This window comes from Nocardioides furvisabuli (assembly GCF_021083185.1).
GTDB lineage: Bacteria > Actinomycetota > Actinomycetes > Propionibacteriales > Nocardioidaceae > Nocardioides > Nocardioides furvisabuli.
Genome location: NZ_JAIGQB010000015.1, coordinates 1 through 26019, shown reverse-complemented (window position 1 = coordinate 26019; position 26019 = coordinate 1). Strand labels below are relative to the sequence as shown.

Sequence of the window (26019 nt, the reverse complement as noted above, 5' to 3'; positions counted from 1 at the left end):
CTCCGCGAACTCGAACTCGACCCCACCCGCGACTACCAGCCCACCGGACGGCCACCCGGCCCCACAAAGCAATAGCCGGACCTACAACTTCGTAGGTCCGGCTATTCCAATGTCCTGCGACATCACAACGTCGGGCTGACAGGATTTGAACCTGCGACCCCCTGTAGGGATCAGGCCCACTTTTCCAAGGCCCCTGACTCCGGAGTTCTTGCGGGTTCCCTCGTGATTTCAAGGGCTTGTGCGACTTGCTGGTCCAGATTACATGGGGTCATCTCGGGTCATCTGCCGATGGTTTCTGGAGAGTAAGTGGAGACTTGTCGAGTCCCGCGCGGCGCTCGTCGCGTCGCCGGACGCGAGGATCTGCGCTTCCACGATCTACTGCACGGCGCTCTCACCGAGGCCGTTCGCCACGGAGCCACGCTCGCCGAGCCGATGGCGCGGGTCACTCCACCTGCCAAGCGGCGATGCGCCAGCAGCAGGCCGCATCGGACCGGCTCGCTGAGCTGGCGCGCAAGCGGGCCGAGGTACGCGGCCGGATGGCGGACAGCGGGGCTGCCCCAGACGCCTGAGGACGCACTATCTGGCCAAGCTGCCGGTCGCGCGCGCTGGCAGAGCACGCCCTCGACGTCGAGCAGTGCGGCCAACGCCACCGGCAGGCTGTCTTGACGAACGGCAACTCATGCGAAACCATCGCCATATGGCGATGACAGAGATCCCGAGCGGTCAATCACCGCGCAACGAGCAAGCGGTCGACGGACTCGCTGCGGCAGCGTGCCTCTTCCACGGGTTCAGCGACCCGTCCCGGATCGCGATCCTGCGCCACCTCGCCTTGGGCGAGCACCGGGTGGTGGACCTGACCGCTCACCTCGCGTTGGCCCAGTCGACGGTCTCCAAGCATCTCGCGTGCTTGCGCGACTGCGGCTTGGTCACGTCCCGGCCCGAGGGCCGCGCCACCGTGTACACGCTCAACCACGAGGAGGCGCTGACGGACCTGTGGGTCGCCGCCGAACGGCTACTCGCCGCCACAGGTGAGGCAGTGACGCTCTGCCCGAACTACGGCACCGACAGCCTCCTCTCCCCCGACGACACCAAGGACGCCAGATGAGCTCGCCCGACACCGCCCGCTCCCGCGCAGCAGACCTCTCCCCCGAGGACCGCAGCCGTCTAGGCCGCCGGGCGCAACTACTGGCCGGAGCGTCGGTGGCCTACAACGGGATCGAGGCCGTTGTCGCCATCACGGCGGGGCTCGTCGCGGGATCAGTCGCGCTCGTTGGGTTCGGTCTGGACTCGATCGTCGAGGTCTCCAGCGGGCTCATCATCTTGTGGCAGTTCCGCCACCGCCTGCCCGAATCCCGCGAACAACAGGCCCTGCGCCTGATGGCGCTGTCGTTCTTCGCACTCGCCGCCTACGTCACCTTCGAGTCAGTCCGTGCGCTGCTCAGCAACCACGACCCCGACACCTCGACGGTCGGCATCGCGTTGGCTGCGGCGTCGCTGGTCATCATGCCCTTCCTGTCCTGGGCCCAGCGGCGCACCGGCAGGGCTCTCGGCTCCAACGCGGTGGTCGCGGACTCCACGCAGACGCTGCTGTGCACCTACCTTTCGGCCGTGCTGCTCGTCGGGCTGGTCCTCAACGCCACCCTCGGTTGGTCCTGGGCCGACCCCGTCGCCGGCCTCATCATCGCTGCGGTCGCGGCTAAGGAGGGCCGCGAGGCGTGGCGCGGGGAGAACTGCGGCTGCGGGCCCGTCGGCCTCGGCGCAGACGACGCCGCCGACGGATGCTGCAGCGGCGGGACCTGCACCGACGGCTGCTGCACACCCACCGATCAGACCGACCACACGACGCCTGCTGTCGACGTGTTCCAGCTCGACCGGCGGCACTGATGTCGCGACCCACGAACCATCTTCCAAGGGCTGCTGCACTGACCGACGCGGAGACCGAACGGCTTACGCGTCGCGGGCTCCGGCTGGCACAGTTCACCGTCGCCTACAACGTCGTCGAAGGTGCGGTGGCCATCACCGTCGGCCTGATGGCCGGGCTTGTCTCCCTGGTCGGTTTCGGGTTGGACTCCGGCATCGAGTCCGCTGCCTCGGTCCTCGTGGGATTGCGGCTCGCAGCACGTCTACGCCACGGTGAAGCTGACGAGGCCAAGGAGCGACGGACCCTGAAGGCCGTTGCGGTCACGTTCTTCGTGCTGGCCGCGTACGTCGTGTTCGAGGGCATCCGGTCGCTGCTCGAGGGTGAGCCGCCGGAGAACTCGATGGTCGGCATCGTGCTGCTCGCCGCGTCGGTGGTGGTGATGCCGCTGCTCGCGCGGGCCAAGCGCCGCGTCGGAGAACAGCTCGGCGGAGACCCGCTCATCCTGGCCGACGCCGCAGAGACCCGCATCTGCGTCCTGCTCAGCATCTCCACGCTCATCGGGCTGGGCCTGTACGCCCTCACCGGCGCCGCATGGCTGGACCCGGTGGCCGGGTTCGTCATCGCCGCGTTCGCCATCCACGAGGGTCGCGAGGCGTGGGAAGGCGAACTCGTCGAGGACGACGACGACGAGCAGGATGAGGATGATGACTGAGCTGGACAACGACGCGGTCGCCGTGGCCGCACTGGCCGTCTACGCGCTCTACCTGGGCGTCGGGTTCGGGCTGCGCACCTGGGTGCAGTGGCGCCGCACCGGCGACACCGGATGGCGAGGCATCTCCGGCCGCTTCGGCTCCCCCGAGTGGTGGGCTGGAGTCCTGTTCACCGTCGCGCTCGTAGCCGGCGTCCTTGGGCCCATCACCGCACTCCTCGGACTCGAGCCGGTCGCGGTCCTTGACGGAGCGACTACTCATTTGTTGGGTGCCGCCCTGGCGTTCGCCGGCGTGCTGGCCACCGTCGCCACCCAGCTCGCGATGGGCACCAGCTGGCGCATCGGCGTCGACGACACCGAGACCACCGAGCTCGTCACTACTGGCCCGTTCGCGCTGACTCGCAACCCCATCTTCGCCGCCATGGCCACCACCGGGCTCGGCCTGGGGCTCATGGTCCCCAACCTGGTGGCAATGCTCGGGTTCGTCCTGCTCGTCGTGGCACTGCAGCTGCAGGTGCGAGTCGTCGAGGAGCCCTACCTCCTGCGCACCCACGCCACAAGGTACGAGTCGTACGCGGCCTCCGTGGGCCGGTTCCTACCCGGACTTGGACGTCTGACGAAGCCTCGGGCCTGCGACTGAACAGTGCTCCCATGCTCGTGATCGAACATGCGTCGTGACCGGTAGAGCCGCGGACCGGAGGCCTTTCGAGCGTGCCTCTCAGGCGCCGAACAGCAGGAACAGGCCCATGAAGGTGTAGAGCACCATCGCGAGGAGCAGCGGGAGCTGACCCGTGACCTGGTGCTTCTTGGGCAGGACCTCCAACGCACGGTCATGGGCCGCGATCACCCCGAGCACGTGTCCGGCCACGATGGCCAGGACCTTGGTCGTGGCCAGGAAGGTCGGGTTCTGGGCGAGCCAGTAGTTCACCTCCCAGTCAGCCGTACCGAACAGGTCTGCTCCGACCCCCATCGGGTCGCTCAGCTGGATCAGCGTCAGCTGCCCGGTCTGGATGAAGAAGCTGAGGTAGTGGGCGACCATGTAGCCGACGATGATCGGGACGACGGAGTGCGCCAGACGGCCGGGCAGCTGCCTGCGGTCGACGCCACCCACACCGGTGGCCATGGAAGCGGCAGCGAACGTCACGCCGACGATGGCGACAGCGACCAGGAGCCCGATCGTCCCCCACACGGTCGAGCTGATGTTGCTGCCCTGTAGGAAACGGATCCATGTCGCGGTGTCTCGCCAGCTGTCGTACGCGGTGCTCCCGAGCAACACCGCAACGACGGCGACGAGCCCGCCGTCAGCGGGGATGCGCGACAGATGCCGCAGCGGACTGACCCACACCAGGTGGCCGCGGGCGTCCCGTCCCCAAGGGGACAGGTGGGCCAGCAGCGTGGAGTAGACCTCGAACGGGTCGGCCCGTTCGAGCCAGCGATCGCCGTAGACAGCGCTGCCGACCACCATCACCGCCACGTAGATGGCGATGGACAGCCTGAGCGGGCCCAGGTACGTCGAGTCCGGAGAGACCAGCTCGAGCCACACGAAGGCGAACAGCCCGATGGCTGCGGGCCAGTAGCCGAGACGTGCCGGGTAGTCCCGGAGCCCGCGCGAGGGTGGTTGGCCCGTTGCCCTGGACACCAGCAGGTGAAGCGTCCGGACAGGGCTCACGGCCCGATAGAACCGACCGAACAACAACGACGCAGGCACCAGGCCCACCCACAGCCAGACGTAGACCACACCGAAGATCGGGTTGATGAGGGTGTCGGGCCCGAAGAGCGTGGGCCACAGCATGAAGCAGAAGAAGAGCAGCCCCAGCGCACGCAGTAGGAGCGACCAACCGGCAGTGTCGAAGATCCGCACCAGCACGATCGGCACTTGACGGTCTGGGCCGCCGGCGAAGCGCGGTGTCCGCCAAGCGAGCAGGAGGACGACGAAAGACAGGGTCAGCGCTGCGGTGCCGGCGGCGATGGCCATCGAGGCCGGGATCGGCAGGTCGGAACCGCCGCCCAGACCGTGCATGGGCAGGATGAACTGGTTCATTCAGCGTGCCTCGATCAGGGCGACCACAGCACTGGTGTCGTGCTCCTCGACCTCGACGCTGCCCGGAGTCTCGATCACCAGCTGTGCGCTGGTCCGTCCGGCGTCGAACTCGACGTACTGCTCCGGCGTCGAGTGGACGTGCAGCTCCCCGGCACGGTCGGACTGGATCTCGATCATGAGCTTCTCCCCCGTCTCCAGCTCAATCTCCTCCGCGTTCGGCTGGACGTTCGGGCCATCGATCCTCACGAGCAGCTCGGGTGCGGCCGGCGTGGGCTCCTCTTCCGCCGTCGCCGTGTCACTCGGCGTGGGGGTTGGGGAGATCGACGGCGTGGCGGACGAGGTCGGCTCAGTGGTCGGCTCACTGGTTGGCTCGCTGCTGGAGCACGCAGCGAGGACGGTCGTGGCAGCGACGAGTGCCGCAAAGGTCTTCGTGGAACGGACGAGTGTGGACATAGCAGATCTCCTGGATCGGGACGGGGCAGGGCACGCCTACGGACGCCGCTCCGCGGCGTACGTGCGCATGAAGTCGTAAGTCAGATCGCAGTCAACGGGGGTCCGCGTCGCCCGAAGCCACCGGCGAGGGGGTTGCGCAGCCGACTTGGCCGCTGGGCGCCGACGCTCCATGGGCCCACTTCGGGCTCCACCACGGCCGCACAGTCACTCCGGACGGTGACCCGGAGGAGTGCATGGGCCACGGACCAGCCCACCAGCACCAGTACGGTCCAGAGCGCGCGTTCGCCCTGCGCGAGCCACCACGCGACGACGCCCGCCGCTGCCAGGTGAGCGAGGGCCATTGCGGCGTTGGGGCCGGTGAGGTCACTGACGACGTGGGTGAACCAGTGAGGTACGACGAGGTCGCCGCCGGCATCCGGCTCGACACGGACCTCCGTCAACTCCCGGAGTGACCCGCGGCGACCTGCGCCGACGTCTGTCGATGGCATCGACTGCACCAAGGCCGGGCCACGAGAAGGATGGCCTCCGCCGTGACCCGCAGAAGCAGTGAGCACCAGATGGGTGGCGAACTGTCCCCCACCGACCAGGACCACAAGGCGGAGCAAGCCCGCCGGGCGGCCCATCGACGCGATGCAGACCGAGCCCAGCGCCAGCACGATCGCGGTCATCCAGGCCGCAGACGGGAGATTTCCCCCGCCCGCGACGTGAGCCGCGACTCCGAGGCCGACAGCCACGACAGCCGTCACCGCTCCCCGCGCTGCCCGCAGGACGGGACTGACGAGGAGGTCGTTCACGGACCGATCCTCTCGCACTGGCTTGTCGACTCGTAGGTGGGTGGCCGCGGACCAGGACGGCTTCCCGCCCTTGTTACTATCTCGAATAGTAGACCCCGTGGAAGGTGACAGACGTGCGCAAGCAAAGCCAGGCGGCCCTGACCGTCGCCGCGGTCGTGGTGATCGCGATCGTCGGTGTGTTCGTGGTGAACCAGGTGCGAGGAGGCGACGAGCCGGCATCCGCTGAGGTCTCACGCGCGATCGCGGACGGAGCGATCGTTCGGGACGACAGCCACGTGCTGGGAGAGGAGGGCTCCAGCGATGTGACCTTCGTCGAGTTCCTCGACTTCGAGTGCGAGGCGTGCGGCGCCGCTTACCCCATCGTGGAAGACCTTCGGGAGAAGTACGCCGGCGAGGTCACCTTCGTGATCCGGTACTTCCCGCTCCCCGGGCACGTCAACTCTGGTGCGGCCGCGCGCGCGGTGGAGTCGGCCGCGCGCCAGGGCGAGCTCGAGGCGATGTACAGCAAGATGTACGAGACCCAGGCAGAGTGGGGCGAGTCGCAGGAGCCGAAGGACGAGCTGTTCAGGACGTACGCAGAGGACCTGGGTCTCGACATGGATCAGTACGACGCCGACGTCGCTTCCGAGGACGTCGCCGACCGGGTCGCCCGCGACGTGGCTGATGGTGAGTCGCTGGGTGTGTCAGGAACTCCGACGTTCTTCGTCGACGGCGAGCTCTTCCAGCCGCGCACCGTCGAGGACTTCACCGCGGTGATCGATGAGGCCCTGGCCGAGTGAGCAGTGACCGTCGCCTGGCCTGGGGGCTGACCGCTGGCGGGGTCGTCGGCTTCATCGCTGCTGCGGTGCTCCTCGTCGAACGCATCAGGCTCGCGCAGGACAGCGACTACGTGCCCACCTGCAGCCTCAACCCCGTGCTGAGCTGTGGGTCGGTGATGGAGACCGCGCAGGCGTCGTTGCTGGGATTCCCCAACCCGATCATCGGCGTCGCCGCGTTCCCGGTCGTCGTGACCACCGGGGTGGCCGTCCTGGCCGGCGCCCGGCTGGCACGCTGGTACTGGCTCGGGCTCCAGGTCGGCGTCACCGCAGCGTTGGCGTTCGTGGCCTGGTTGGCGTTCCAGAGCATCTACCGCATCGGTGCCTTGTGCCCCTACTGCATGGTCGTGTGGGCGGTCGTGATCCCGATGTTCTGGTACGTCACTCTGCGCAACCTGGCCGGCGGTGCGTTCGGCGAGAAGCTGCGGCGCAGCCGCGCGTCCGTCGTGTCGGCGGAATGGCACGCGCCGATCCTTCTCGTGCCATTCCTCGTCCTGCTCGGGTTGGTCGGCGAGCGGTTCTGGTCCTACTGGTCCACGCTCCTGTGAGGGTGCGAGCGTGATCGGCGGCGCCCAGGGCGCGATACTCGATGGCTCGATGCTCATCGCGTTGCCGATCGCCTTCACCGCGGGACTGCTGTCGTTCTTCACACCCTGCTCGCTGCCGTTGGTACCGGGCTACCTGTCCTACGTCGCAGGCATGGCCGGCAGCGAGTCGCAGGTCACCCGCGAGCTCGGTGGTGGCGCGCCGAGCGGTCGCTCCCGCACGGTGCTCGGCGCAGCGCTGTTCGTGCTCGGTTTCGCTGTCGTCTTCACCAGCTACGGCGTGGCTTTCGGATCGCTCGGCGCCCGGCTCCTGGTCCATCAGGAGCTGGTCGTGCGCTTGGCTGGAGTGCTGACCATCGCCCTGGGAATTCTCTTCGCCGGCGTCGCCGGGCGACTCCCCGTGCTGGGTAGCACTGTGCGGGTGCGGATCGTCCCTCGTGTCGGGCTCGCCGGCGCGCCGCTGCTGGGCGCCGTCTTCGCCGTCGGCTGGACGCCGTGCATCGGGCCCGCGCTCGCAGCGGTGCTCACCCTCGCCACCACGACGGCGACTGCCGGGCGCGGAGCGCTCCTGTCACTTGGTTACGCGATCGGGCTCGGCCTCCCTTTCCTTCTCGCGGCAATGTCGCTCACGCGTTCCATGCGGGTCTTCGCTTGGGTCCGCGAGCGCTCGGCGCTCATCACTCGTGGGGGTGGGGTCCTCCTCGTCATCGTGGGACTTCTGCAGGTGACGGGGCTGTGGTCGCAGGGAATCGCTGCCATGCAGGTGCTCGTCCTCGGTTGGCAGGCCCCGCTGTGAACACTCGTCCACGCAGGAGCCTCTTCTTCATCTCGACGGTCGTCGTGACCGGCATCATCTGCTGGGTTGTGTTCGCGCAGTCCATGGCGGCAGATCAGACTTCCCCGAGCCGTTCCTCAGGCGCTCGCGACGTAGTGCAGCAGTACGAAACGGGCGAGCGGACCACCGTCGGGTCCTTCGATGCCGAACTGCTCGACGGCTCTCGCCTGAGCAGCGACAGCCTGCGCGGGACAGTGACGGTCGTCAACGTCTGGGGGTCGTGGTGCGGTCCGTGCCGGGCCGAGGCTCCAGAGCTCGTCGAGGCGGCCCGGAAGCTCGGTCCCAGCGCTGCCTTCTACGGGATCAACGTGCGGGACAGTCCTGACGCCGCCCGAGCGTTCGAGCGAGCCTTCGACATCCCTTATCCCAGCATCCATCCCGATGACAGCGCCACCGCCATCCTGGCGTTCGGGGGCGTGCTGACTGCGGCTGCGGTGCCGAGCACGGTGGTGATCGACGCCGAGGGCACCGTCGCGGCTCGGGTGATCGGGCAGATCGACGCCGCCACGCTCATCGGCCTCGTGGAAGACGCGCAGTGAGGGCGACTCGGACTGGAGCGCCGAGCCGGAGGGATTGTCAGTCGTGCGCAGGTACGTCGGCAACTGTGCAGCAATCCATCGTGGCGGCCTCCACTGCGGGGGCGAGCGCAAGCCCGAGCGGCAGCGCGAGCACCAGCGCCACGGCAGTCCCTGCCAGCGCACCAAGCCCTCTGACGGGAGACCCGGCCGGCGAGGTGAGTCGTCGTACGCGCGCCAGAGCAGCGGTGTCGCTTGCGGCGAGAGCTGCCTCCGGACGGGCGCCCGTTCCCAGCGCCACGATGGCAGCGGCGAGCGAACGACGGTCGGCTGGGCTGATGGCGGCGTCGTCTGCTGCCATCTCGAGGAGCACGGCGGTCTGCTCGTGCGCATCCCCGAAGAGCGGGACCCACGGGAAGGTCTTGGCCAGCGCCCCCGAGTAGGCCAGCGCCAGGTCGTGTCGCGCTCGTAGGTGACGACGCTCGTGGCCCAGGACCAGCTCGCGCTCACGATCGCCCAGGAGGGCGATCGCCGCTGAAGACAGCACCACAGTCCCTTCCCCACTGCCCGGCAGGCAGTAGGCGACGGGAACCTCGTGCTCGATCACGGTGAAGCCACCCGGATCGCGCCGACCGATGAGAGCCAGTGCATCAAGCTGTGATCGACGCACCCTGCGTGTCCGCGCGACGCTGCGGACCGTCGTGGTGACGAGCATCGCCGTGAGGCACGCGACCATCGCGAGGCCCAGGACGCCGGGCCAGCTACCGAGAGGCGTCTCGTAGTGCTCGACGATCGTGAGCGTGTGGGCGCCCATGAGGTAGGCCAACGAGAACCTCAGCGGAAGGAACGGGAGCGCCAGGGCGATCGCGGCCAGCAGGATGGACGCCATCACCGACGTCGACAGTGCTTGCCAGCCGATGACTGCCACCCGGGGAGAGCGTGCTGCCCATGATCGACTCAACAGCCACCGTCCGAGCGAGGACGCGAGACACGCGAAGGCGACCAGCAGGAGTGCGGCGGTCACGGCGCGTCGTCCACTCGCTCCGACAACGCCGACAACAGGTCTGCGGCCTCGTCGCGGTCCATCTTCCCGACCAGGTGGAGGAGGGCGGCAGTGCGGTCCTGACTGTCGGCGAGAACTTCGTGCAGGACGGCCGCGGTGTGCTCGTCCCGCGAGGAGACAGGTGAGTAGAGGTAGGCCTTGCCGTGCTTCTGCCGCGTCACGAGGCCCTTCGAGTGAAGGTTGTCCATGACGGTCATCACCGTGGTGTACGCGAGCTCACGCTCCTCTGTGAGCGTCTCTCGCATCTCTCTCACGGACACGGGATTCCCCACACTCCACAGGTGCTGCATCACCATGGCTTCGAGCTGACCCAGCTGCCTCACCTGCGTTGCCCCTTCTCCCGATCCTTGCTACGAGCTTCCATCGTAGGAGGCAGGCGTCTGTGTGTCAGGTCCGCCTGTGCCAGCTGGCCCAGGTAGGTGTTGTACGCCGTCAGCTCCTTGTCGCCTCCTCGCTCCTCCTGACGGTCGTACCGTCGGCGCTCACGACGATCGGCTCTCACCCAACCTGCGATCAGGGCGACAGCCATGATGAGGATCGGGTACTCCCCCATCACCCAGCCGATCGAAGCGCCGACGTACTGGTCGTCGAGCAGCGACCGACCCCACGGTCGGCCGAGGGCCTCGAACCAGCCAGCTGCCAGCACCGTGGAGCTCGACATCAGGCTGACGGCGAAAAGAGCATGGAAGCCGAACGTGACCAAGATGAGGAGCACGCGGAGTGGATACGGCGTACGTCGGGGTGCAGGGTCGGAGCCGACCACGCTCTCGGTGAAGAGGTAGCCGGTGAGCAGGAAGTGCACGGTCATCACCACGTGCGCGGTGTGGGACTCCAGCGACATCTCGAAGGCCGAGGTGTAGTAGAACGCCACCATGGAGACGACGAACATCCCTGCAGCCACGACGGGGTGCCCGAGCACGTGAACAGGTAGGGAGCGGCTCACGCTCAGCGCCCACTCCCGCGGCCCTCTCGATCCGTCACCGCGGCGCGCCAGCGACCGCAACGCAAGCGTGATCGGTGTCCCCAGAACCAGGAAGACCGGAACCGCGGTCGCAACGGTCATGTGCTGGACCATGTGCATGCTGAACAGCACGCGGCCGTACGTCCCCGGCGCACCGTTGGTGGCCCACAGGAAGAGCAAGCACCCGACCAGCCACGACGCGGTGCGCAACCATGACCACGTATCCCCTCGCCGTCGCAGGCGTCGGGCAGCCAGCAGGTACCAGGCGATCGCGGCGACCCCGAGCGGGAGGAAGAGCGCGTCGACGTTCCACGCAGTGATCCATTGCGAGGCATCGAGCGGCACGGGCAGCGGCCTCCCCAACAGGGACTCGGCTGCAGTGAGGGGGCGTGGCGGCTCCTGCGGAACAGGTGGGGCCGTGCGGGCGAGCGCGACTCCCAGTCCGGCTGCGCCCGCCAGGACTGCCAGCTCGACGCCGGCGAGTCGCCAGAATGCGAGGTCCGCGCCGCGTGCCACGGCGGCGAGGGTGCGGCGACGGTGCCACCAGCCGGCCGCCGCCAGCATCGCGACAGCGGCGAGCTTTGCCCCGAGGATCACCCCGTAGGAGGACAACAATGATGCCGGCGACGGTAGGCGTAGCCACGCCCCGAAGGCTCCCGAGATCGTCACGATGCCCAGGCACCATCCGGCCAGGCTCGAGTAGCGGCGCACCGAGTCGAGCAGCGAGTCGCCCAGCAGTCGCCGCACCAGCACCAGCGCGACGAGCCCGCCGAGCCAGACGCTGGTGCCGACGAGGTGGAAGAACTGGAGGTTGACGGCTTCGTCGTGGTTGAGGCTGCTGGCTGCGTGCCCGGTCAGGGCCATCGGCCAGAGGGCCATGAGACCCATGAACGCGGCGATGCCCGCTCCCCCGATCCGACGGACCAGGGTGCACGCAAACGCCACCGCACCGGCCGCGCCGACGCCCCAGAGTCCGTAGCGACCGAGCTCGAACTCCAAGGCGAAGAAAGCAGCCTGGCTGGCGAATCCGGGCACCCCGATGGCGCTTCCGGCGGAATCGGAGTAGACCAGCGCCAGCAGGACGATCCCCGACACGGACCACGCCGTGGCCGCCAGCTGCGCGCATCCCACCAGGCGCAGCTGCGCCGACCCAAGCCGCGACTTCGTGTCGCCGTGAGACGGCGGTATGCACACGGCAGCGACGACCAGCACCCCCACCGTCACCATTGCAGCCAGGTCACGGATCGCCTGGACCACGGGCAAGCCCACGCGGGTGAGAGCACCCGGATCAGGCAGGCCCTCGACGCCGAGCGGCGACAGCCCGCCCGACAGACCCGCGGCGACGAGCGCCATCATCACCGTCACGACAGGCGCAAACACCACCCAAGGCACCCCGGCCCGACGCGCCCATCTCATTCGGCCGGGTTGCGGCGCGCCAACCGCATGATGGTCCAGACAGAAAGGGCCAAGAGCACCAGCACCCCGCCGCCGAGCACCGCAAGCGGCCAAGACTCCCCCCGATCCCGGGCAGGAGTCGCCGTCGCATCCGTCTCGACGTCCGAGGTGGTTGCGCCACGGCCTGGGTCCTTGGGCTGCGGGTCCTCGGACGGCAGGCCGCCACCGGCCCGTACGACGAAGTCGACCGCTCCTACCACCGGGTGACCGTCGGCGGAGACGACTCGGAAGGTCGTTCTCCACCTGGTCGCCGAACGGGCGTTCGGCCGCAACGAGCTCGGAAGCAGTGCCACGAGGGTGCTGGGGGCTGCCCCGCCGCGGAGCTCGAGAGTCACGATCGCCCCGTCGCTGGCGCGCAGGTTGACCGTGCTGAGCCTCGCCTCGATCTCCTCCGAGAACTGCAGCCGCACCTCGCGTGGGACCTCATCGAGCACGGCCCCGTCAGACGGGACCGAATCGACTAGCTCGGTGTGCGCGTTCGCCGGCGACATCACCAGTCCTGCGGAGGAACCGGCGAGGGTGAACGCAGCGATCAGGATGGCAAGGGCCCTTCTGACGGGGCTCACCAGTTCGCCCTCGACACCAGGTAGAGCACGACGCCCGTGCCGATCGTGGCAATCAGACCGAGGATGATGGTGGAGATCGCATTGCCGTCCATGGTCACACTCCTGCGTACGAGTGGAGGCCGGGGATCCAGAGGTTGACCCCGAAGAAGTTGAAGAGGAAGGCGAGGAACCCGGCGATCGCGAGAAGGCCGGCCCGACGTCGCCACCCGACGGTCGAGAGTGCGTGCAGGTGCGCGGCGTAGAAGACCCACGTGATGAACGCCCACGTCTCCTTCGGGTCCCAGCCCCAGTAGCGCCCCCAGGCGTTCTCGGCCCACACTGCACCAGCGATGACGGCGAACGTCCAGATGGGGAACGCAACGAGGTGGACCGTGTGGGCGAGTGCCCCGAAGTGGTCCTCCTGGTCGTTCCCGCCGCGGCGTTGGCGGACGAGCTGGGCGACGGTCGCCAACGCGCCGACGGTGAACAGGGCTCCTGCTGCGATGGCCGCCGCGACATGGACCACGAGCCACCGTGAGTTCAGGACCGGCACCAGGTCGTCGACCGGGGTGTAGAGCGAGGTGACCGACACCCCCAGGAGCACCAGCACGAGCGCGACCGTCCACGGCGCGAGACCTCCAACAGGCCGTCGGCGGCTGTAGATCAGGAAGGCCACTGCGACCGCTGCGGACCCTGTTAGTCCGAACTCGTACATGTTCCCCCACGGGGCTCTGCCTGCCGCCACCCCGCGCGCCACGACTGCCAGGCACACCAGGATCGTGCCGAGCACCACTCCGGCCTGACCGGCTCCAGCCAGTCGGGTCGAGCCGTGCGTCGGCGCCGACCGCAGCGCCGGTGCGTCTCTGGGTCCTTCGAGGGCAGGGACCGGGACGGACAGGGGCGCCGTCCGGGTCCGGGTGCGGGACAGGGCCGCCGCGGGGGCCAACACGACGAGGGCGAGCGAGAAGACCGCCAGAGCCGACGTCACGAATGCATCAGAGAGTGCCGCTGCGTCGAATGACGTCATTCTTCCTCCTTGTGTTGGCGGCCATCTGCGGGCGACAGACCGATCGCAGATGCCAGGGCGTGGAGCTCACCGGGCGGCACTGGCCGTCGAGAGAGCGACCGTGCGGCGACCTCGACAGTCCCGTCGTCGTTGCGTCGGACCCAGATCCGTCTGCGAGGCACAGCGAGCGATGCCGTCAGACCGAGCATCAGCAGGATCGCCGCGACCAGCGAAACCTCCTTGCCCGGGTCGCGAGCCACCTGGAAGTTGGCGAAGCGCGACAAACCGTCGAAGGTCACGGAGCCGAGTCCGTCGGGCAGCCGCACCGTCTCCCCCGGAGCCAGCCTCACCCGCCACGGCTTCCCCTCTCCGTCGCGAACCTGTTCGAGGTCGGTGAAGTCCAGCTCGTAGACCGATTGCGTGGTCCCGTCATCGAGACCGAGGTCGCCGGTGAAGGCCATCAGCTGGACGATCGGGTTGACCTGGTCCGGGAACGCGGAGACGCCCATGCCGTCTGGCCCTTCGACCGCCGTGGGAAGGAAGAGGCCCTGCAGCGCCAGCGGGGCCGGGCGGGCGTCGGGCACCTTCACCACGCCGTCGGAGGTGAACGCTTGGTCCACGGGCAGGAAGATGGTGGGCCCCGAGGCTGCGACGTCCCCGTTGCCGTCCCGCACGGTCAGCTCAGGCGCGTAGCCGTGACCGGTCAGGAAGAACTTCGTGCCGTTGATGTCGAGGGGCCGGTTCGGGCGAACCGTGAAGGTGCCGTTCTCCTCGTCGCCCTCGTAGGAGACCGCCGCCTCGAACGAGCGCGGCTCGCCGAACCGGGCGCCCTCAGTCTCGAACTCCGCCTCGAAGTCATCGAGAGTCACCTCCAGCGGTTCGAGCCCGTTCACATCCGCCCATGGCGCGGGCGTCAGGGCGTCGTACGAGGAGGCGACATTGGCGAACGTGGTGCCTTCGACAAGTGCGACGCGACCTTCGTAGCCGAAGAGCTTGCCGCCGGCAACACCGAAGAGCAGCACCAGCAGCGAGAGGTGGAACGCGAGGTTGCCGAGCTCACGCGAGCGCCCCTTCTCGGCTCGCACCTCGTGGCCTGTGCTGGTGACCCTGAACCTCCGGGCACGCAGGTAGGCAGCCGCAGCGTTCAACGGGTCGGTCGTTGCCGCGGCGTCACCACGTCGATGACCCGTCTCGCGTGACAGGCGTCGCGGAGCCGGGGGCGGTGCGGCTCTGAAGTCACGCCACAACTGGGCGCACCTCGGCACCACGCAGCCAGTCATGGAGACCAGCAGCAGCACGTAGACCGCCGCGAACCACGGAGCGCTGTAGACGTTGAACAGGGACAGGCGATCCAGCCACGGGGACAGGTCGGGGTGCTGGCGGTAGAAGTTCGCCACCGCCGCGGGGTCGCTCGCGACACCTCTCTGCGGCAGGAGAGAGCCCGGAACCGCAGTGAGGGCCAGCAGCACCAACAGCACGATGGCCGTCCGCATCGAGGTGAGTCGGCGCCACGCCCAGCGCGCCCAGCCCGCAAGCTCGGTGGGACGCGGTCGAACGGGGGACGCGGGATCGCTGATCGCAGACCCGGAGGCGTCCTCCGATTCAAGCGTGTGGTCCTGCTGTGCGACGTCCATCGACTACATACTATCGCGCATAGTAGACATGCCTGACTCTCGGGCTTGACCCGTCCGCGGCAGACAGGCGGCCAGGCGCCCAGCGCAGGTTGTCACCGGCGACGCGCGCGGGATTCGGGTCGTCCCGACGTCTACTATTCTGCGTAGTACGTCTTGGGAGCGCCCGCGCACGCCGCGGCGGGCGGACAGCAAGACCCGTCGAAGGAGCCGCCTTGCGTCGTCGAAGGCTTGTGGATCGGAACGAGAACGACAGCACAGCGCCGGTGTACGCCGAGCGGCTCAGAGTTCCGACCCGCTGGTGGGCGCTGGGATCGCTCTTGGTTGCCAGCTTCTGGCTCGCGATGGCAGTCGCCGTCCCGGAGACGCTCGCGTGGTCGGTGACAGGGCTGCTCTTCCTCCTTCTCATCGCCCTGTTGAGCTCCTTCGGAGCACCACAGATCGTGGTCACGGACGAGTGGCTCTACGCCGGTCGAGCTCGTATCCGACGGTCGTTCCTCGGGCCTGCGACATCACTGAGTGCGCCTCAGATGCGGCTCGCAGCAGGACGCGACGCCAACGCCCGCGCCTATCTGCTGCTCAGGCCGTACATCGCCACCGGGGTCCGCATCACCATCGACGATCCCACGGACCCCGCGCCGTACTGGCTCCTCAGCTCTCGTCGAGCCACGGAGCTGGCCGCGGCGCTCAGCGCCGGGCGCTCCCCGTTACCCTGAACCAGAAGGCCGCTCCCGCACGAGCGAGGCCGCATGTGTCCGCACGGCGCCCCTCGAGGAGAGAGACGTGAGCAGCAGCAAGCAGCGGAAGGCCCGCCAGAGGGCAGAACACGAGCAGTGGGAACGCGACCAGCTTCAGCTGGCCCAGCGCCGCCGTCGCAATGTGCTGCTCATGGCCGCAGCAGCGGTGCTCACCCTGACGCTCGCCGTCGTAGCGGCAGTCATCTCTACCTCTCGCGACGCTCCGCCGCAGACGGTCGGGGAATCCGCCAGTGAGCCGGCGAAGCTGATCCCGGAAGAAGCGGCTCGCGAGGCCCAGGCCGCCGAAGTCAACAAGGCGATCGAAGCCGGTGACGCCATAGCCGAGGACTACACCGTCCCAGCCGGCACCCCGGTCCGCAGCGGGCTGAAGCCACCGCCCGACGATCGCCCGGTGGCGTGTGCGGGAAGAGCACCGGCGAATGCCCGGGCCACCCGCCCCCGCTATCCCGGCGGTCCCGCGAAGGTGCTTCGCGAGGGGATCGACTACGTCGCACGAGTCGAGACCTCCTGCGGCCCGATCACCATCGACCTGTTGGAGAAGCACGCCCCTGTCGCGGTCAACTCGTTCGTCTTCCTTGCCCGGGAGGGCTTCTACGACGGCCTCCTCTTCTTCCGTGACTTCGGAGGGGTGGCAGCTGCCCAGGCGGGCAGCGGTGACAACACGGTCGGATGGGACATCGGCTATCGACTGCCGGACGAGCTTGCCTTCGCGAAGCGCAGGGGTTACCCCGTCGGAACGGTGACCACCACGAGCGAAGGCCCCTACACCGCGGGGAGCGACTTCTACATCGCCTACGGCGAAGCGTTCGACGCCGGCTTCGAGACCCAGCGGACCCAGACCGTGCTCGGGCGCGTGCAGAGCGGAATGGGTGTCATCGACACCCTCACCTCCCTGGACCGGGTTGGGATGGGCGGCGAGGACTACGCGGAACGATTGTTCATCGAGTCGGTCACCATCGAGGAACGCTGACCTCAGAAGGTCGTCACGTGGACGTGGTCGTAGTGGTTGGCGGTCGCCGAACCGCGGTCCTCCATCCCCCGCCAGCCTTCGGCCGAGCGCTGCACGGACCAGATGTTCCTTGCGTGGATCGCGTAGCTCACACCAAGCGCCGAACTGTTCGCACGGATGAACTCCGCAACCTCCCACCCCCGGGCACCCGACACCATGATGTCGACGGCGATGCCTTGCGCGTGCTCGCCGTCGCTCCGCAGAGTGCCGTACGTCGTGATCTCCGGGAAGTTGGAGCACACCGCTTGATGGACCGCTCGGATGTTCGAGCTCACGCCGGCCGGCACCGAGGTGCCGTTGTCACATCGTCCGCTCAGTCCGCGCTCCGGTGAAGGCTTCTCCACGCTGAGGTATCCGGCCGTCACCCAACGCGCCTTCCCGTCGACGACGACTTCCTGGCGCCCCCCGAGCTCACGGCCGGTCAGCAAGACCTTGACCGATGCGTCCAGCAGGCCGACCTGCTCCGCCTTCTCGCCTGGCGCGGTCCAGAGGTTGAGGTCCGTGGTCGTCCACTGAGTGGTGTCTGCCGACTCGACCGCTCGCCTGATCGCCGCTGGGCGCATCATCTTCGCAGCCGGGGTCAGCGTGGCTGCGCCCGCGGGACTGGCGCCCGCGGGACTGGCGCCTGCCCCAGCGGCGGGACGCGCGGGCCGGCGCTCGCTTCGCGATACGAGAGGGTCACGCGTCAAGGCCGTACCTTCGCGCGGTGAGTCTGTCGACGAGACCGGTGGCGACAGTGCGTCTGTCGCCGCAAAGTCAGGCGCCGGCACCGGGACGTTCTGCACCCCGAGTCCGACCACCACACCAGTCGCGACGATCGCGACGGGGCCAGCGACGAAGGCCGCACGGGGAAGCGATCGCTCCCGGCGCCGTGCGTGCTTGGCCGTCCGTCGAGAGCGCGCCATTCCGCCTCCTGTTGGTTCGCATGTCGCCATGGGTGTCCACGATGGACCTCACGATCTGAGCTCACCCGAAGCACACTCGCCGAGGTCCTACTATCGGCCATAGTATGGACGACGGGTCGATCGGGCCAACTCGCTGGAACCAAACTGATTGCGTATATGCGCGGTTTTGCAGGTATGGTGGGTCTCATGGTTAAGCGGAGCGAGCGCATGGAGATGCCGACGGACGATCAGGTCGACCTGGCGGTCGAGGCGTTCAGGATGCTGGCCGATCGCAAGCGCATCAGGATCCTGTGGGCCCTGTTGCACGGTGAGTCATCCGTGAACGAGCTGGCTGAGCGCGTGGGCGCGAGCTCCTCCGCAGTCAGCCAGCACCTCGCAAAGTTGCGCCTGGCGGGCTTGGTGCAGGTCAGGCGGGAAGGAACCTTCGCCTACTACACGGCGGCCGACGAGCACGTGCACCGGCTGCTGGACGAGGCGTTGTTCCACGCCGACCACGCAGATCATTCCGAACAGGTGGCATTGGTGCACCGACTCCACGACGACAGGCAGAACAGGCAGGGCAGCTGATGGGCGCCGGGCATGGACACGGGACGGGCCACGCCGGTGCGCGACACCGGTGGCGCCTGGTGGTCGCCTTCGGCCTCGTCGGGTCGTTCTTCGCCGTGGAGCTCGCGGTCGGTCTGATCTCCGGATCGTTGGCGCTCATCTCTGACGCCGGACACATGGCCGCCGACGTGGTAGCGCTGGGAGCGGCGCTCGCTGCGACAAAGCTCGCGGCCCGTCCCGACCGGTCGGGACGACGCAGCTACGGCTCGTACCGCGCCGAGATCTTCGCCTCGGGTTTCACCGTGCTCATCATGCTCGGCGTGTCGGCGTACGTCGTCGTCGAAGCGTTGGCGCGCCTGGGACAGGACGTGGAGGTCCAGGCAGGCCCCGTCCTGGTGGTCGGGGCCATCGGTCTGCTCATCAACGTGGTGTCGATCGTGCTGCTGCGTGGCGGCGCCGACGAGTCGCTCAACATCAAGGGGGCGTACTACGAGGTGGTGGCAGATGCCGCCGGCAGCGTCGGCGTCATCACCGCAGGCATCCTCGTCGCGGCTACCGGGCGAGGCTGGTGGGACACTCTCGTGGCCTTGGCGATCGGAGTCTTCGTCGCCGTCCGTGCCGTCGTGCTGGGTCGGGAGGTGCTCGCCGTCCTGGGTCAGCACGTCCCGCAGGGTATGGAGCTGGACCAGATCGTCCAGGACCTGGAGTCCACCCAAGGTGTGGTCGACGTGCACGACCTCCACGTCTGGACACTCACCTCGGGAATGTACGTCGCTACTGCCCATCTCGTGGTGGCCGACACCGAGTCGGCCCAGGCCGTGCTGGAAGAGGCGCGAGGCGTGATGCGTGTGAAGCACCAGATCGAGCACGCGACCCTCCAGGTCGAGTCTCGTGCGTCGAAGGCGTGCAACGAGGCGACCTGGTGACATTGCGAGGCGAGCGATCGCCCCGGGCGACGAAACGAGCGGCGCTCCTGGTCGCAGCGGTCGTCGTCGGCGCGGTGGTTCTGGCGGCCCCGGCCTTCCAGTCCCCGGAGGTGGTGGACGACGGCTCGGCGGGGGTCCCCCCAGCCGAGGACGAGACACCACGTGGCGACCGCTCACAGGGCCACGACTGGGCACCGGACGACCCCAGGGGTCGCCCGGCGGTGCCTCCTGCGCCTCGGCTCCCCCGCGCGTACCGCTTCATCTCTGCGCCCGACTTCCTCAACCAGGACGTAGCGGACCTGACCGACCGGGGTGGCCGACCAGTGCCCGACCCGACCTCAGGCCGCGTCGCCAACTCGACCAGTGCGTCCTACGAGGACGCCCTGCTCGAGATGCTCGACGAGATGCGATCCCAGGGTGCGCGCGACGTCCTCGTGGCAGGTGACCTCGTGGAGGGTCGATGGGGTCGCGACGACTCCGGCGCCGGCGTCTTCGGGCCGATCGAGACACCTTCCCAGCGGTTCAACGCCGCGCGCGCGGCAGCGGACGTGTACTACCGGTCGTGGGCCCGACGCCTCGCTAGACACGGGCTGACGCCCTTTCCGGCGCTGGGTGACCACGAGATCGGGGACAATCCATGGGCCAGGAGGGGCGACGAGTGGATCGACTTCAAGCTCGACCACGTGGACGAGCTCAAGAAGCTGTACTCCGATCACTTGCTCCGGACACGTGATGGCGCCTGGCGGTGGCCCGACCGTCCAAGCTCAGGGCAGGCTCGACGGACGGCCTATGCGACCCGCCTGGACCCCAACGTGCTGCTCGTCACCATCGATCCGTTCACACGCTCGCAGGACGACGTCCGGATGCGGGTCGATGCGGCACAGCTGCGATGGTTGCGGCAGGTGCTGCGAGGGGCGCGGGAGGCACGAGTTCCTTGGGTCGTCGTCCAGGGCCACACCCCGATCACGGGGCCGGTCCGCCACCGCAATTCAAGCCGGCTCCGCTACGAGCGCGGGACGAGCTCCCCGCTGTGGAAGGCGATGGTCGATGGCGGCGTCGACGTCTATCTCTGCGGCGAGGTCCATGACCAGTCGGTCAACATCCGTGACGGCATCATGCAGGTAGCTCACGGCTCCCTGTTCTACCGCGGAGAGGCGTCGTACATCCTGGGCCAGGCCACTCGTCGCCAGCTGGTGCTCGAGAACCACCAGTTCCGCGGCCAGATGGACTTCACCGACCGGCTCTGGACGACGTCGCGGCTCGGCGCTCCCGCCGCCGTGAGCTACCGGTTCCCCTCCATCGTCACCGGGACATTGAGCGCCCGGCGAACGCCAGATGGTGGCCTTGCCGTGCAGAGGACAGCTGGCATCCTCGATCCAGTCGAGTGACTCACCGCAACGCGGCTGCGAACGTCTCGGCGGCGAAGCTCAACAGACCTGACGCCGCTTGCGCCGCCTCCGGCACCGATCCCTGGCACCCACGGATGTTCGTGTCAGGTTCAGCCGTGCAAACTCGCTCCCCCGCCATCGGTTGCGTCCGGGTCTCTTCCGAGGAGCGGTCGATCCCCGGAATCCGGTCTGGCTGACCACCCAGCACGCACCCGCCCCAGCGGTGAGCGGCGGACCTGAGGCGGACCTCAGCGGTCGCTGCGGACCCTGGAGAGCGTCGCGAGGGCTTCGTCTCGCTGCCACGGCGACATTCCCGGGTCGGTGGCCAGTCCCCGCCGCAGGTGCGTACGTGCGGCGCGGGTCATCCCGAGGGCGGCCTCGATGGTGCCGCGGTGGATCCAGAACCTGGCTTCGGGCGTGCCGAGGCGCGTGGCCGCACGCGCGATCGGGAGCGCTTGGGCGTCACGACCGGCGCGGTGCAGAGCCCACGCGTACGCATCAGCGACGTGGACACTCGTGCGCCGCGAATACTCTGCCTGGGCCTGAACGAGTGCTTGCTCAACGGACCCGTGATCTGACTCGAAGATCGCAGTCTCCAGGTCACTCCCCACACCGCTGGCGTCGAGGAGGTCGATCGTCGCCCGGACCACGTCGTACTGCGCCTCAGCCTCCTCCGTTCGGCCCAAGTGATCGAGGAGCTCCCCCAGCTCGGTGATGTACTCAGGCAGCGGCTGTCGGGCAGTGACGTCCTGCCACGTCTCGACCGCTCCTTCGAGGTCCCCGCGCGCTGTCTGCAGGCGCGCAGTGGAGACGAGCGACAAAAGGATCTTCGGCGCTACTTGCTGCGCGGTCTCGAGGTCACGTCCCGCAGCTTTAAGACGCCCCTGCTTGCGCAGGATGTCGGCGCGCAGGGTCAGCAGGTACCCGCGGTCCGCACCGCCACCGTTCGCTGCTGCGTCGCGCAGGATGTCGCCGGCCCGGTCGAGCTCGCCCCGAAGCTCGTACGCGTAGGCGTAGCGAGCTGCGATTGCGGTGCTCGGCCGACGCCGATCGGCGATCCTGAGCGCCCGTAGCTGGTCGTCGTACCTGCCGAGTTCGGTGAGCGTGTCAATGCGGATCGCGAGGCTGCCCACGTCGTACGGATTGATGCCCAGGGACTCCTCCGCGCTCGCGAGTGCCGCATCGAAGTCGTGCTTGGCCGACTCGATCGCCGCGCGGGCCGCCAAGGCAGTGAAGTTCTCGTCGGGCTCGATGCTGAACGACCGCGAGGCGGCCTCTTCTGCCATCTTGTAGTAGGACGCCAAGCCGGTGAGGCGCGCTTGCTCGACGTAGGCGACCGCGAGGTTGGCCCAGGACGCATGATCCTTCGGCACTCGGCGCAGGGTGTCTTGGAGCGAGATGATGGCGGCCTCGAGGTCTTGTCCGGAGTCCGGCACCACGCGGGCCACGGCAGGAGCTGGCCGCTCTGCCGGTTCGTCGGACGTCGTCGCGACGCCGATCCCACCGGAGATCGCTAGGACGAGTCCGACGCCGATCGCCATCGCGGTCCTGCGCATGTGCAAGGCCTTCCCGTGGAACGTCTGAAGTCACAAGATGTTCGGTGCGCGGTGGGGCTCGGATTGGTGGGTCCCCGACGTCGGCGGCCCCACATGAGTGCCTCTGCACACAGCGCGTCGCCAACATCTCGACGTCGGCGACGACTGACGCAAAGCCGGCAGCCGCCGCGTCGGACATCGACGCTCGCGCATGCCAGGGCATGACGTTCATGTACCAGCCGATAGTTGTGAAGGCGGGTGGCGCCGGGGGCTCTACCCCCGCAGACCGCGGCATCCGGCAGTGACGGGCGCCGGCGGCACCGCACTGACAGCTAGCGGCGACACGTCACCAGACGATGATCCGCCTGGGACCGGCTTCCTGAACCAGCGAACCCTCCGGGCGTGGGGCCACATGGTTCACCCGTCGAGATCGCCACATTTCGCGAGCCACCGGGTCAAGGTACGTACTGGTGCCCACAGCCCCAGAACGGCGAACTTGATGGAATTCCAAGCGAAGACCCCCACCAGACAGTTGAGAAAGCGAGGACCGCCTCGCTCAACGAGCGTGGCGCAGATGCTCATGGCGAACAGGTAGGCCGGAATCGCGACCACGGCAACGGGGACTGCCCACCTCATGCCGCCCGGGGTGCGGAGCCAGTCGACGAGACGGTTGGTGGGCATGTGCGAGCGCAGGTAGCTGCGCACGCAAGCGCTGGCGTTCCACAGCAGTGCAAGCATGGAGGCCTCCCTCGCGAGACGATTTCACCGCACCTTGCACACCACATTCGAAGGGACGGGCGCGGGCGTGCCGGTCCTGTGGACAAGTCCCGTACGACAATCTTGTGGACCCGGCCGGTTAGACGAGCGCCCGTCTTTGTCGATCGATGCTGAGGTCACCGCCGTTCTGCGTGCGGTCCGTGTCGCCAGCGATCGCCCGCGCCCGCCGGATTGCCTGCCTCGCTCGGTCGACATCGAAGTTCTGCACTGTGTGTCGGACCTCTCCGAGAGCGCTCCGACCGTCAACCTGGTAGCGATCGCGATAGGCGGCGACAGTCCTGACCTCGTTGAGCCAGCGTCTGCGGTCTGCGTCGCTCCTAGGTGGCGTCCCAAGGCGCTTGAGCCAGGACGCGTCGACCTCCACTGCGTTGAGGGCCAATGCGGCGGCCCGCGACTCCATCAGCGTGTGTCGTTCTGTGAGCGCGATCATCATCTCGGAACTCATCGGCCCCCTGGCCGCCGGGATCAAACCGGCAATGTACCCATGGTGAGCAGCTCTCCTGTCACGCTCGGGGAGTGCCTTCTTGCGGAGTCGGCTGATCAACACAGCTCCCACGTCCTCAGCGTCCTCAAGTGATCGCTGTGCCACGAGCGCCGGCAGGAGCCGGTTGACGTCGTGACCGTTCGCTTCGGCACGCCGCAATTCGGCAGTGAGCGGACTGAACGAGTCGGACCCGAGAACTCGGTCGACCTGCTCGTCGGTCAAGCCGCAATTCCCCACCACGCCGACCCAGCGGTCCCGCTGGGCAACGGCGGCGATGGTTTCATATTCCGCCGCGAGCTGCGCGATGGATGACCACCTCTCTTGCTCCTCGACGATCATCTGGTGGGCGGACAGGTCCGCGCCAGAGTGCTTCAGGACCCCGTACAAGACAGTCCGGGCGTTCACTTCGTCGGGCTCCGGCGGGGCGTGAACCTCGTCTGGCTCGTTGAGTGCGACGTACGCGATGTTCGCTTCTCTCCCCCGTGTCATGGAGACGTACAGGTTCTCGCGGGTGGTGGCGCGTGAGACGACGACGTGCGAGGTGTCGACGGTGATGCCTTGGGCGCGGTGAGCCGTCACGGCGTACCCGAGCTCGACGTGCACTGCGACGTACGCCGCTGGCAGCGTCACGCTCTCCCCCTTCACGCCGAGACGCTGGACGGTCATCGAGCCGTCCTTACCCACACCCGTGACGCGCCAGCGGTCACCGTTGCGGACCCATCCGCCACCCGTCGTCGGGAGACGGCGGTCGTTTCTGCGGGTGATGACAAGGTCACCGATCGACGTTCGGGTGCTGTCGGCGAGGTTTACCTCGATGTTTCCCGCCGGATCGCCACCGGCGATGCGGTCGGCGCGGGCTCGCGTGTTGAGGTACCTCACGGTCTCGGTCGCGTCTGCTACAAGGATCGCGGCGCGACCAGCCTGGACGTCATCACTCCAGGCGAGGTAGGCAGCGTCCACCATCTCGTCGGTGGTGCCCTCGCGGACCCGGTCGCGTTGGGCGTACGTGCCGACGACTTCGACGCGGCCGAAGCGCAGGTCGAGCGACGCGGCCTTCTCCCACTCGTTGGTGAAGCGATGGACCTCGGTGAGCTCAGGAGTGTCGGGACGGGCGGAGGCCAGGAGCGTGAACGCCCCTCCTGCCTCGACCGACTGGAGCTGCGCCCAGTCCCCCACCAGCAGCACCTTCGCCCCGGCCCCTGACGCTAGAGCGGCGAGTCGGTCGAGAGCCGAGGTGCCGGCGAGTGTGGCTTCATCGATGATCACGAGCTGTCCTTTCTCGAACTGCGCCCGCCCGCGGTCGTGCTCGTGCAGCCACTTGGCGGTGTTCTCACACCCGATGCCGAGGTCTTCGGCGAGCACTTGAGCGGCGACAGCGCTCGGGGCAAGCCCGACGACACTGCCCTTCCCGTGCTGGATCGTCCAGGCTGTCTTCAGAGCGTGCATGGCGGTGGTCTTGCCTGCGCCGGCAGGACCGACGAGAAGGTCGACCTGCCGGCCGGACACGGCAATCCGTGCGAGCGTCTCGACCTGCTCAGCACTCAATAGGTGTTGCCTGAGAGCCACGCGCTCGAGGAGGTGAAGGCTGACTGACGGAGCCGTGAGGTTGGTCGATCGAGCCAGCAACCGGTCCTCGGCCGCGAGCAGCGCTTCGGACGTGAAGACCACCGAGTGCCGCGGTCGGAACACTGTGGAGCCGTCCTTTCGCCGGAAGACCTCGGGGCTGATGGCCAGCTCCGGCGGGGTCAGGGACTGCGACTGCCCCTTCGCAGCATCGACGACCATCCCCACTACTGCTTCGCGGTCCTCGACACTGGCGAAGCGCCATCCCATCGTCTGCCGGGACGCCTCGGCCCAGAGGTTCCAGTGCCGCCACGTCGACCGCTTTTCGCTGACCGCCCCGAGCACCGAGGCGCCCACCTCGGCCACGGCGTCGAGCGGGATGTCGTCGGCCCGAAGGGTTGGGCGGGCGAAAGGACCCGCGGTGGTTCTGCGTGCCCACTCAACTGCGCTGGCGCCGAGAATCGGGTGCGCCCGTTTCCTCCATTCGGTGGTGAGGTCGAAGAGCGATCGGATGATCTTCTCGGGACGAGTGGCCAGGGTCGCCTTTGCTCGCAGCTCGATGATCCGCGTGGCGGAGGGGCGGCGCCCGTGGCGGGCGACGTACTCCTCGATCAGGCGGTCGGTCTCCTCATCGACCATCCGGGATCGGCCAGAGAACTCGTGGATGAGCGATTCCGGGACGGGTTCCAGTTCCCAGGCAACGTTGTGGTTCTTGCCTCTGTCGCGCTGCTCCCACTCGATCCCGAAGGTGCGGGTCATGCGGTCAGCAAGTACCGCGTTGTAGTGAGCCGACAGCGCCACCACGGCCGCGTGGAGTGGCCGTCCGTCCAGGCTGCGCCACCGCCCGTCCTCTGCGGTCTTGACCTTGTTGGAGATGACGACGTGCGTGTGGAGCTGCG

General features: G+C 68.1%; 27 protein-coding genes. 14 read left to right on the top strand and 13 right to left on the bottom strand.

Annotated features, from left to right (window positions below):
* Window positions 1–697 precede the first annotated feature (697 nt).
* Genes K4G59_RS19515 through K4G59_RS19500 form a run of 4 tightly spaced genes read left to right on the top strand, consistent with a single transcriptional unit; the run spans window position 698 to window position 3210 of the window.
* A complete protein-coding gene (locus K4G59_RS19515; RefSeq protein WP_443685932.1) occupies window positions 698–1105 on the top strand; it encodes an ArsR/SmtB family transcription factor in 408 nt (135 codons plus the stop codon).
* Window positions 1102–1884, top strand: coding sequence for a cation diffusion facilitator family transporter (locus K4G59_RS19510; RefSeq protein WP_231252731.1), 783 nt, complete (start codon window positions 1102–1104; stop codon window positions 1882–1884). The genes K4G59_RS19515 and K4G59_RS19510 overlap by 4 nt, the downstream gene beginning before the upstream one ends.
* The gene (locus tag K4G59_RS19505) at window positions 1884–2573 is read left to right on the top strand and encodes a cation diffusion facilitator family transporter (protein ID WP_231252730.1); all 690 of its coding nucleotides are present in this window, start codon (window positions 1884–1886) and stop codon (window positions 2571–2573) included. The genes K4G59_RS19510 and K4G59_RS19505 overlap by 1 nt, the downstream gene beginning before the upstream one ends.
* Window positions 2566–3210 (top strand): methyltransferase family protein, encoded by a 645-nt coding sequence (locus K4G59_RS19500; RefSeq protein ID WP_231252729.1) that lies wholly within the window; start codon window positions 2566–2568, stop codon window positions 3208–3210. Before K4G59_RS19505 ends, K4G59_RS19500 begins: the two co-directional genes overlap by 8 nt.
* A 78-nt stretch (window positions 3211–3288) precedes the next feature.
* Here K4G59_RS19500 and K4G59_RS19495 read toward each other — a convergent pair whose 3' ends face one another.
* On the bottom strand, window positions 3289–4611 hold the full coding sequence (locus K4G59_RS19495; protein ID WP_231252728.1) for a hypothetical protein: 1323 nt from the start codon (window positions 4609–4611) through the stop codon (window positions 3289–3291).
* Window positions 4612–4788, bottom strand: a complete 177-nt coding sequence (locus tag K4G59_RS19490; protein ID WP_231252727.1) for a hypothetical protein — start codon at window positions 4786–4788, stop codon at window positions 4612–4614. It lies immediately after the preceding gene.
* On the opposite strand from K4G59_RS19490, the gene K4G59_RS19485 reads away from it, so the two are divergent.
* Entirely contained in the window at window positions 4787–5143 is a 357-nt protein-coding gene (locus K4G59_RS19485; RefSeq protein WP_231252726.1) for a hypothetical protein, read from the top strand. The two genes, K4G59_RS19490 and K4G59_RS19485, sit on opposite strands and share 2 nt — an antisense overlap.
* Window position 5144: 1 nt before the next feature.
* On the opposite strand, the gene K4G59_RS19480 is transcribed toward K4G59_RS19485, so the two are convergent.
* A complete protein-coding gene (locus K4G59_RS19480; RefSeq protein ID WP_231252725.1) occupies window positions 5145–5858 on the bottom strand; it encodes a hypothetical protein in 714 nt (237 codons plus the stop codon).
* 113 nt (window positions 5859–5971) lie between these two features.
* Between K4G59_RS19480 and K4G59_RS19475 the strand changes: the two genes are divergently transcribed.
* The 4 genes from K4G59_RS19475 to K4G59_RS19460 are packed head-to-tail and all read left to right on the top strand — an operon-like array spanning window position 5972 to window position 8592.
* Entirely contained in the window at window positions 5972–6637 is a 666-nt protein-coding gene (locus K4G59_RS19475; RefSeq protein ID WP_207081466.1) for a DsbA family protein, read from the top strand.
* Window positions 6634–7221 (top strand): vitamin K epoxide reductase family protein, encoded by a 588-nt coding sequence (locus K4G59_RS19470; protein ID WP_207081467.1) that lies wholly within the window; start codon window positions 6634–6636, stop codon window positions 7219–7221. Before K4G59_RS19475 ends, K4G59_RS19470 begins: the two co-directional genes overlap by 4 nt.
* 10 nt (window positions 7222–7231) lie before the next feature.
* A complete protein-coding gene (locus tag K4G59_RS19465) occupies window positions 7232–8014 on the top strand; it encodes a cytochrome c biogenesis CcdA family protein (protein ID WP_308189444.1) in 783 nt (260 codons plus the stop codon).
* Window positions 8015–8058: 44 nt separating this feature from the next.
* Window positions 8059–8592: a TlpA family protein disulfide reductase gene (locus K4G59_RS19460; protein ID WP_231252724.1), complete on the top strand. Its 534-nt coding sequence runs from the start codon at window positions 8059–8061 to the stop codon at window positions 8590–8592.
* Between the two features lie 37 nt (window positions 8593–8629).
* On the opposite strand, the gene K4G59_RS19455 is transcribed toward K4G59_RS19460, so the two are convergent.
* The 6 genes from K4G59_RS19455 to resB all read right to left on the bottom strand — a co-directional run bounded on the left by K4G59_RS19455 (window position 8630) and on the right by resB (window position 15175).
* Complete coding sequence (locus K4G59_RS19455) at window positions 8630–9496, bottom strand: M56 family metallopeptidase (RefSeq protein ID WP_231252723.1); 867 nt, start codon at window positions 9494–9496, stop codon at window positions 8630–8632.
* A gap of 92 nt (window positions 9497–9588) precedes the next feature.
* On the bottom strand, window positions 9589–9954 hold the full coding sequence (locus tag K4G59_RS19450) for a BlaI/MecI/CopY family transcriptional regulator (protein WP_231252722.1): 366 nt from the start codon (window positions 9952–9954) through the stop codon (window positions 9589–9591).
* Window positions 9951–11975 (bottom strand): bifunctional copper resistance protein CopD/cytochrome c oxidase assembly protein, encoded by a 2025-nt coding sequence (locus tag K4G59_RS19445; protein WP_231252721.1) that lies wholly within the window; start codon window positions 11973–11975, stop codon window positions 9951–9953. Before K4G59_RS19445 ends, K4G59_RS19450 begins: the two co-directional genes overlap by 4 nt.
* A 29-nt stretch (window positions 11976–12004) precedes the next feature.
* Entirely contained in the window at window positions 12005–12538 is a 534-nt protein-coding gene (locus tag K4G59_RS19440) for a copper resistance CopC family protein (RefSeq protein ID WP_269210476.1), read from the bottom strand.
* A gap of 169 nt (window positions 12539–12707) precedes the next feature.
* Entirely contained in the window at window positions 12708–13619 is a 912-nt protein-coding gene (ccsA, locus tag K4G59_RS19435; protein WP_231252719.1) for a cytochrome c biogenesis protein CcsA, read from the bottom strand.
* The gene (gene resB / locus K4G59_RS19430) at window positions 13616–15175 is read right to left on the bottom strand and encodes a cytochrome c biogenesis protein ResB (protein WP_372461841.1); all 1560 of its coding nucleotides are present in this window, start codon (window positions 15173–15175) and stop codon (window positions 13616–13618) included. The genes ccsA and resB overlap by 4 nt, the downstream gene beginning before the upstream one ends.
* A gap of 269 nt (window positions 15176–15444) precedes the next feature.
* Here resB and K4G59_RS19425 point away from each other — a divergent pair, with 269 nt between their 5' ends.
* Together K4G59_RS19425 and K4G59_RS19420 are read left to right on the top strand one after the other, a co-directional pair.
* Window positions 15445–15945, top strand: a complete 501-nt coding sequence (locus K4G59_RS19425) for a DUF3093 domain-containing protein (RefSeq protein ID WP_231252718.1) — start codon at window positions 15445–15447, stop codon at window positions 15943–15945.
* 67 nt (window positions 15946–16012) lie between these two features.
* Window positions 16013–16957, top strand: a complete 945-nt coding sequence (locus K4G59_RS19420) for a peptidylprolyl isomerase (protein ID WP_231252717.1) — start codon at window positions 16013–16015, stop codon at window positions 16955–16957.
* A gap of 2 nt (window positions 16958–16959) precedes the next feature.
* Here the strand turns inward: K4G59_RS19420 and K4G59_RS19415 are convergent, their stop codons facing one another.
* Window positions 16960–17901 (bottom strand): VldE C-terminal domain-containing protein, encoded by a 942-nt coding sequence (locus K4G59_RS19415; protein ID WP_231252716.1) that lies wholly within the window; start codon window positions 17899–17901, stop codon window positions 16960–16962.
* A 207-nt stretch (window positions 17902–18108) separates the two neighbouring features.
* Here K4G59_RS19415 and K4G59_RS19410 point away from each other — a divergent pair, with 207 nt between their 5' ends.
* From K4G59_RS19410 to K4G59_RS20705, 3 genes are read left to right on the top strand one after another with little or no spacing between them, the layout of a single operon-like run.
* The gene (locus tag K4G59_RS19410) at window positions 18109–18468 is read left to right on the top strand and encodes an ArsR/SmtB family transcription factor (protein ID WP_231252715.1); all 360 of its coding nucleotides are present in this window, start codon (window positions 18109–18111) and stop codon (window positions 18466–18468) included.
* Window positions 18468–19373, top strand: a complete 906-nt coding sequence (locus K4G59_RS19405; protein WP_231252714.1) for a cation diffusion facilitator family transporter — start codon at window positions 18468–18470, stop codon at window positions 19371–19373. Before K4G59_RS19410 ends, K4G59_RS19405 begins: the two co-directional genes overlap by 1 nt.
* Window positions 19352–20761 (top strand): metallophosphoesterase family protein, encoded by a 1410-nt coding sequence (locus tag K4G59_RS20705; RefSeq protein ID WP_372461840.1) that lies wholly within the window; start codon window positions 19352–19354, stop codon window positions 20759–20761. Before K4G59_RS19405 ends, K4G59_RS20705 begins: the two co-directional genes overlap by 22 nt.
* A 248-nt stretch (window positions 20762–21009) precedes the next feature.
* On the opposite strand, the gene K4G59_RS19395 is transcribed toward K4G59_RS20705, so the two are convergent.
* The 3 genes from K4G59_RS19395 to K4G59_RS19385 all read right to left on the bottom strand — a co-directional run.
* Window positions 21010–22302 carry a tetratricopeptide repeat protein gene (locus K4G59_RS19395; RefSeq protein ID WP_231252712.1) on the bottom strand — a complete coding sequence of 431 codons (1293 nt, stop codon included), beginning with the start codon at window positions 22300–22302 and terminating at the stop codon, window positions 21010–21012.
* A 411-nt stretch (window positions 22303–22713) separates the two neighbouring features.
* Window positions 22714–23034: a hypothetical protein gene (locus K4G59_RS19390; protein WP_231252711.1), complete on the bottom strand. Its 321-nt coding sequence runs from the start codon at window positions 23032–23034 to the stop codon at window positions 22714–22716.
* 118 nt (window positions 23035–23152) lie between these two features.
* Window positions 23153–26019: AAA family ATPase (locus K4G59_RS19385; protein WP_231252710.1), on the bottom strand; the 2867-nt coding region annotated here is incomplete at its 5' end.

Excerpts from the sequence above, each read along its gene's own strand:
- K4G59_RS19515 (WP_443685932.1), top strand. The coding sequence starts at position 698 with ATGGCGATGACAGAGATCCCGAGCGGTCAATCACCGCGCAACGAGCAA.
- K4G59_RS19510 (WP_231252731.1), top strand. The coding sequence starts at position 1,102 with ATGAGCTCGCCCGACACCGCCCGCTCCCGCGCAGCAGACCTCTCCCCC.
- K4G59_RS19505 (WP_231252730.1), top strand. The coding sequence starts at position 1,884 with ATGTCGCGACCCACGAACCATCTTCCAAGGGCTGCTGCACTGACCGAC.
- K4G59_RS19500 (WP_231252729.1), top strand. The coding sequence starts at position 2,566 with ATGACTGAGCTGGACAACGACGCGGTCGCCGTGGCCGCACTGGCCGTC.
- K4G59_RS19495 (WP_231252728.1), bottom strand. The coding sequence starts at position 4,611 with ATGAACCAGTTCATCCTGCCCATGCACGGTCTGGGCGGCGGTTCCGAC.
- K4G59_RS19485 (WP_231252726.1), top strand. The coding sequence starts at position 4,787 with ATGAGCTTCTCCCCCGTCTCCAGCTCAATCTCCTCCGCGTTCGGCTGG.
- K4G59_RS19490 (WP_231252727.1), bottom strand. The coding sequence starts at position 4,788 with ATGATCGAGATCCAGTCCGACCGTGCCGGGGAGCTGCACGTCCACTCG.
- K4G59_RS19440 (WP_269210476.1), bottom strand. The coding sequence starts at position 12,538 with ATGTCGCCGGCGAACGCGCACACCGAGCTAGTCGATTCGGTCCCGTCT.
- ccsA (WP_231252719.1), bottom strand. The coding sequence starts at position 13,619 with ATGACGTCATTCGACGCAGCGGCACTCTCTGATGCATTCGTGACGTCG.
- K4G59_RS19415 (WP_231252716.1), bottom strand. The coding sequence starts at position 17,901 with ATGGCGCGCTCTCGACGGACGGCCAAGCACGCACGGCGCCGGGAGCGA.
- K4G59_RS19410 (WP_231252715.1), top strand. The coding sequence starts at position 18,109 with ATGGAGATGCCGACGGACGATCAGGTCGACCTGGCGGTCGAGGCGTTC.
- K4G59_RS19405 (WP_231252714.1), top strand. The coding sequence starts at position 18,468 with ATGGGCGCCGGGCATGGACACGGGACGGGCCACGCCGGTGCGCGACAC.
- K4G59_RS19395 (WP_231252712.1), bottom strand. The coding sequence starts at position 22,302 with ATGGCGATCGGCGTCGGACTCGTCCTAGCGATCTCCGGTGGGATCGGC.
- K4G59_RS19390 (WP_231252711.1), bottom strand. The coding sequence starts at position 23,034 with ATGCTTGCACTGCTGTGGAACGCCAGCGCTTGCGTGCGCAGCTACCTG.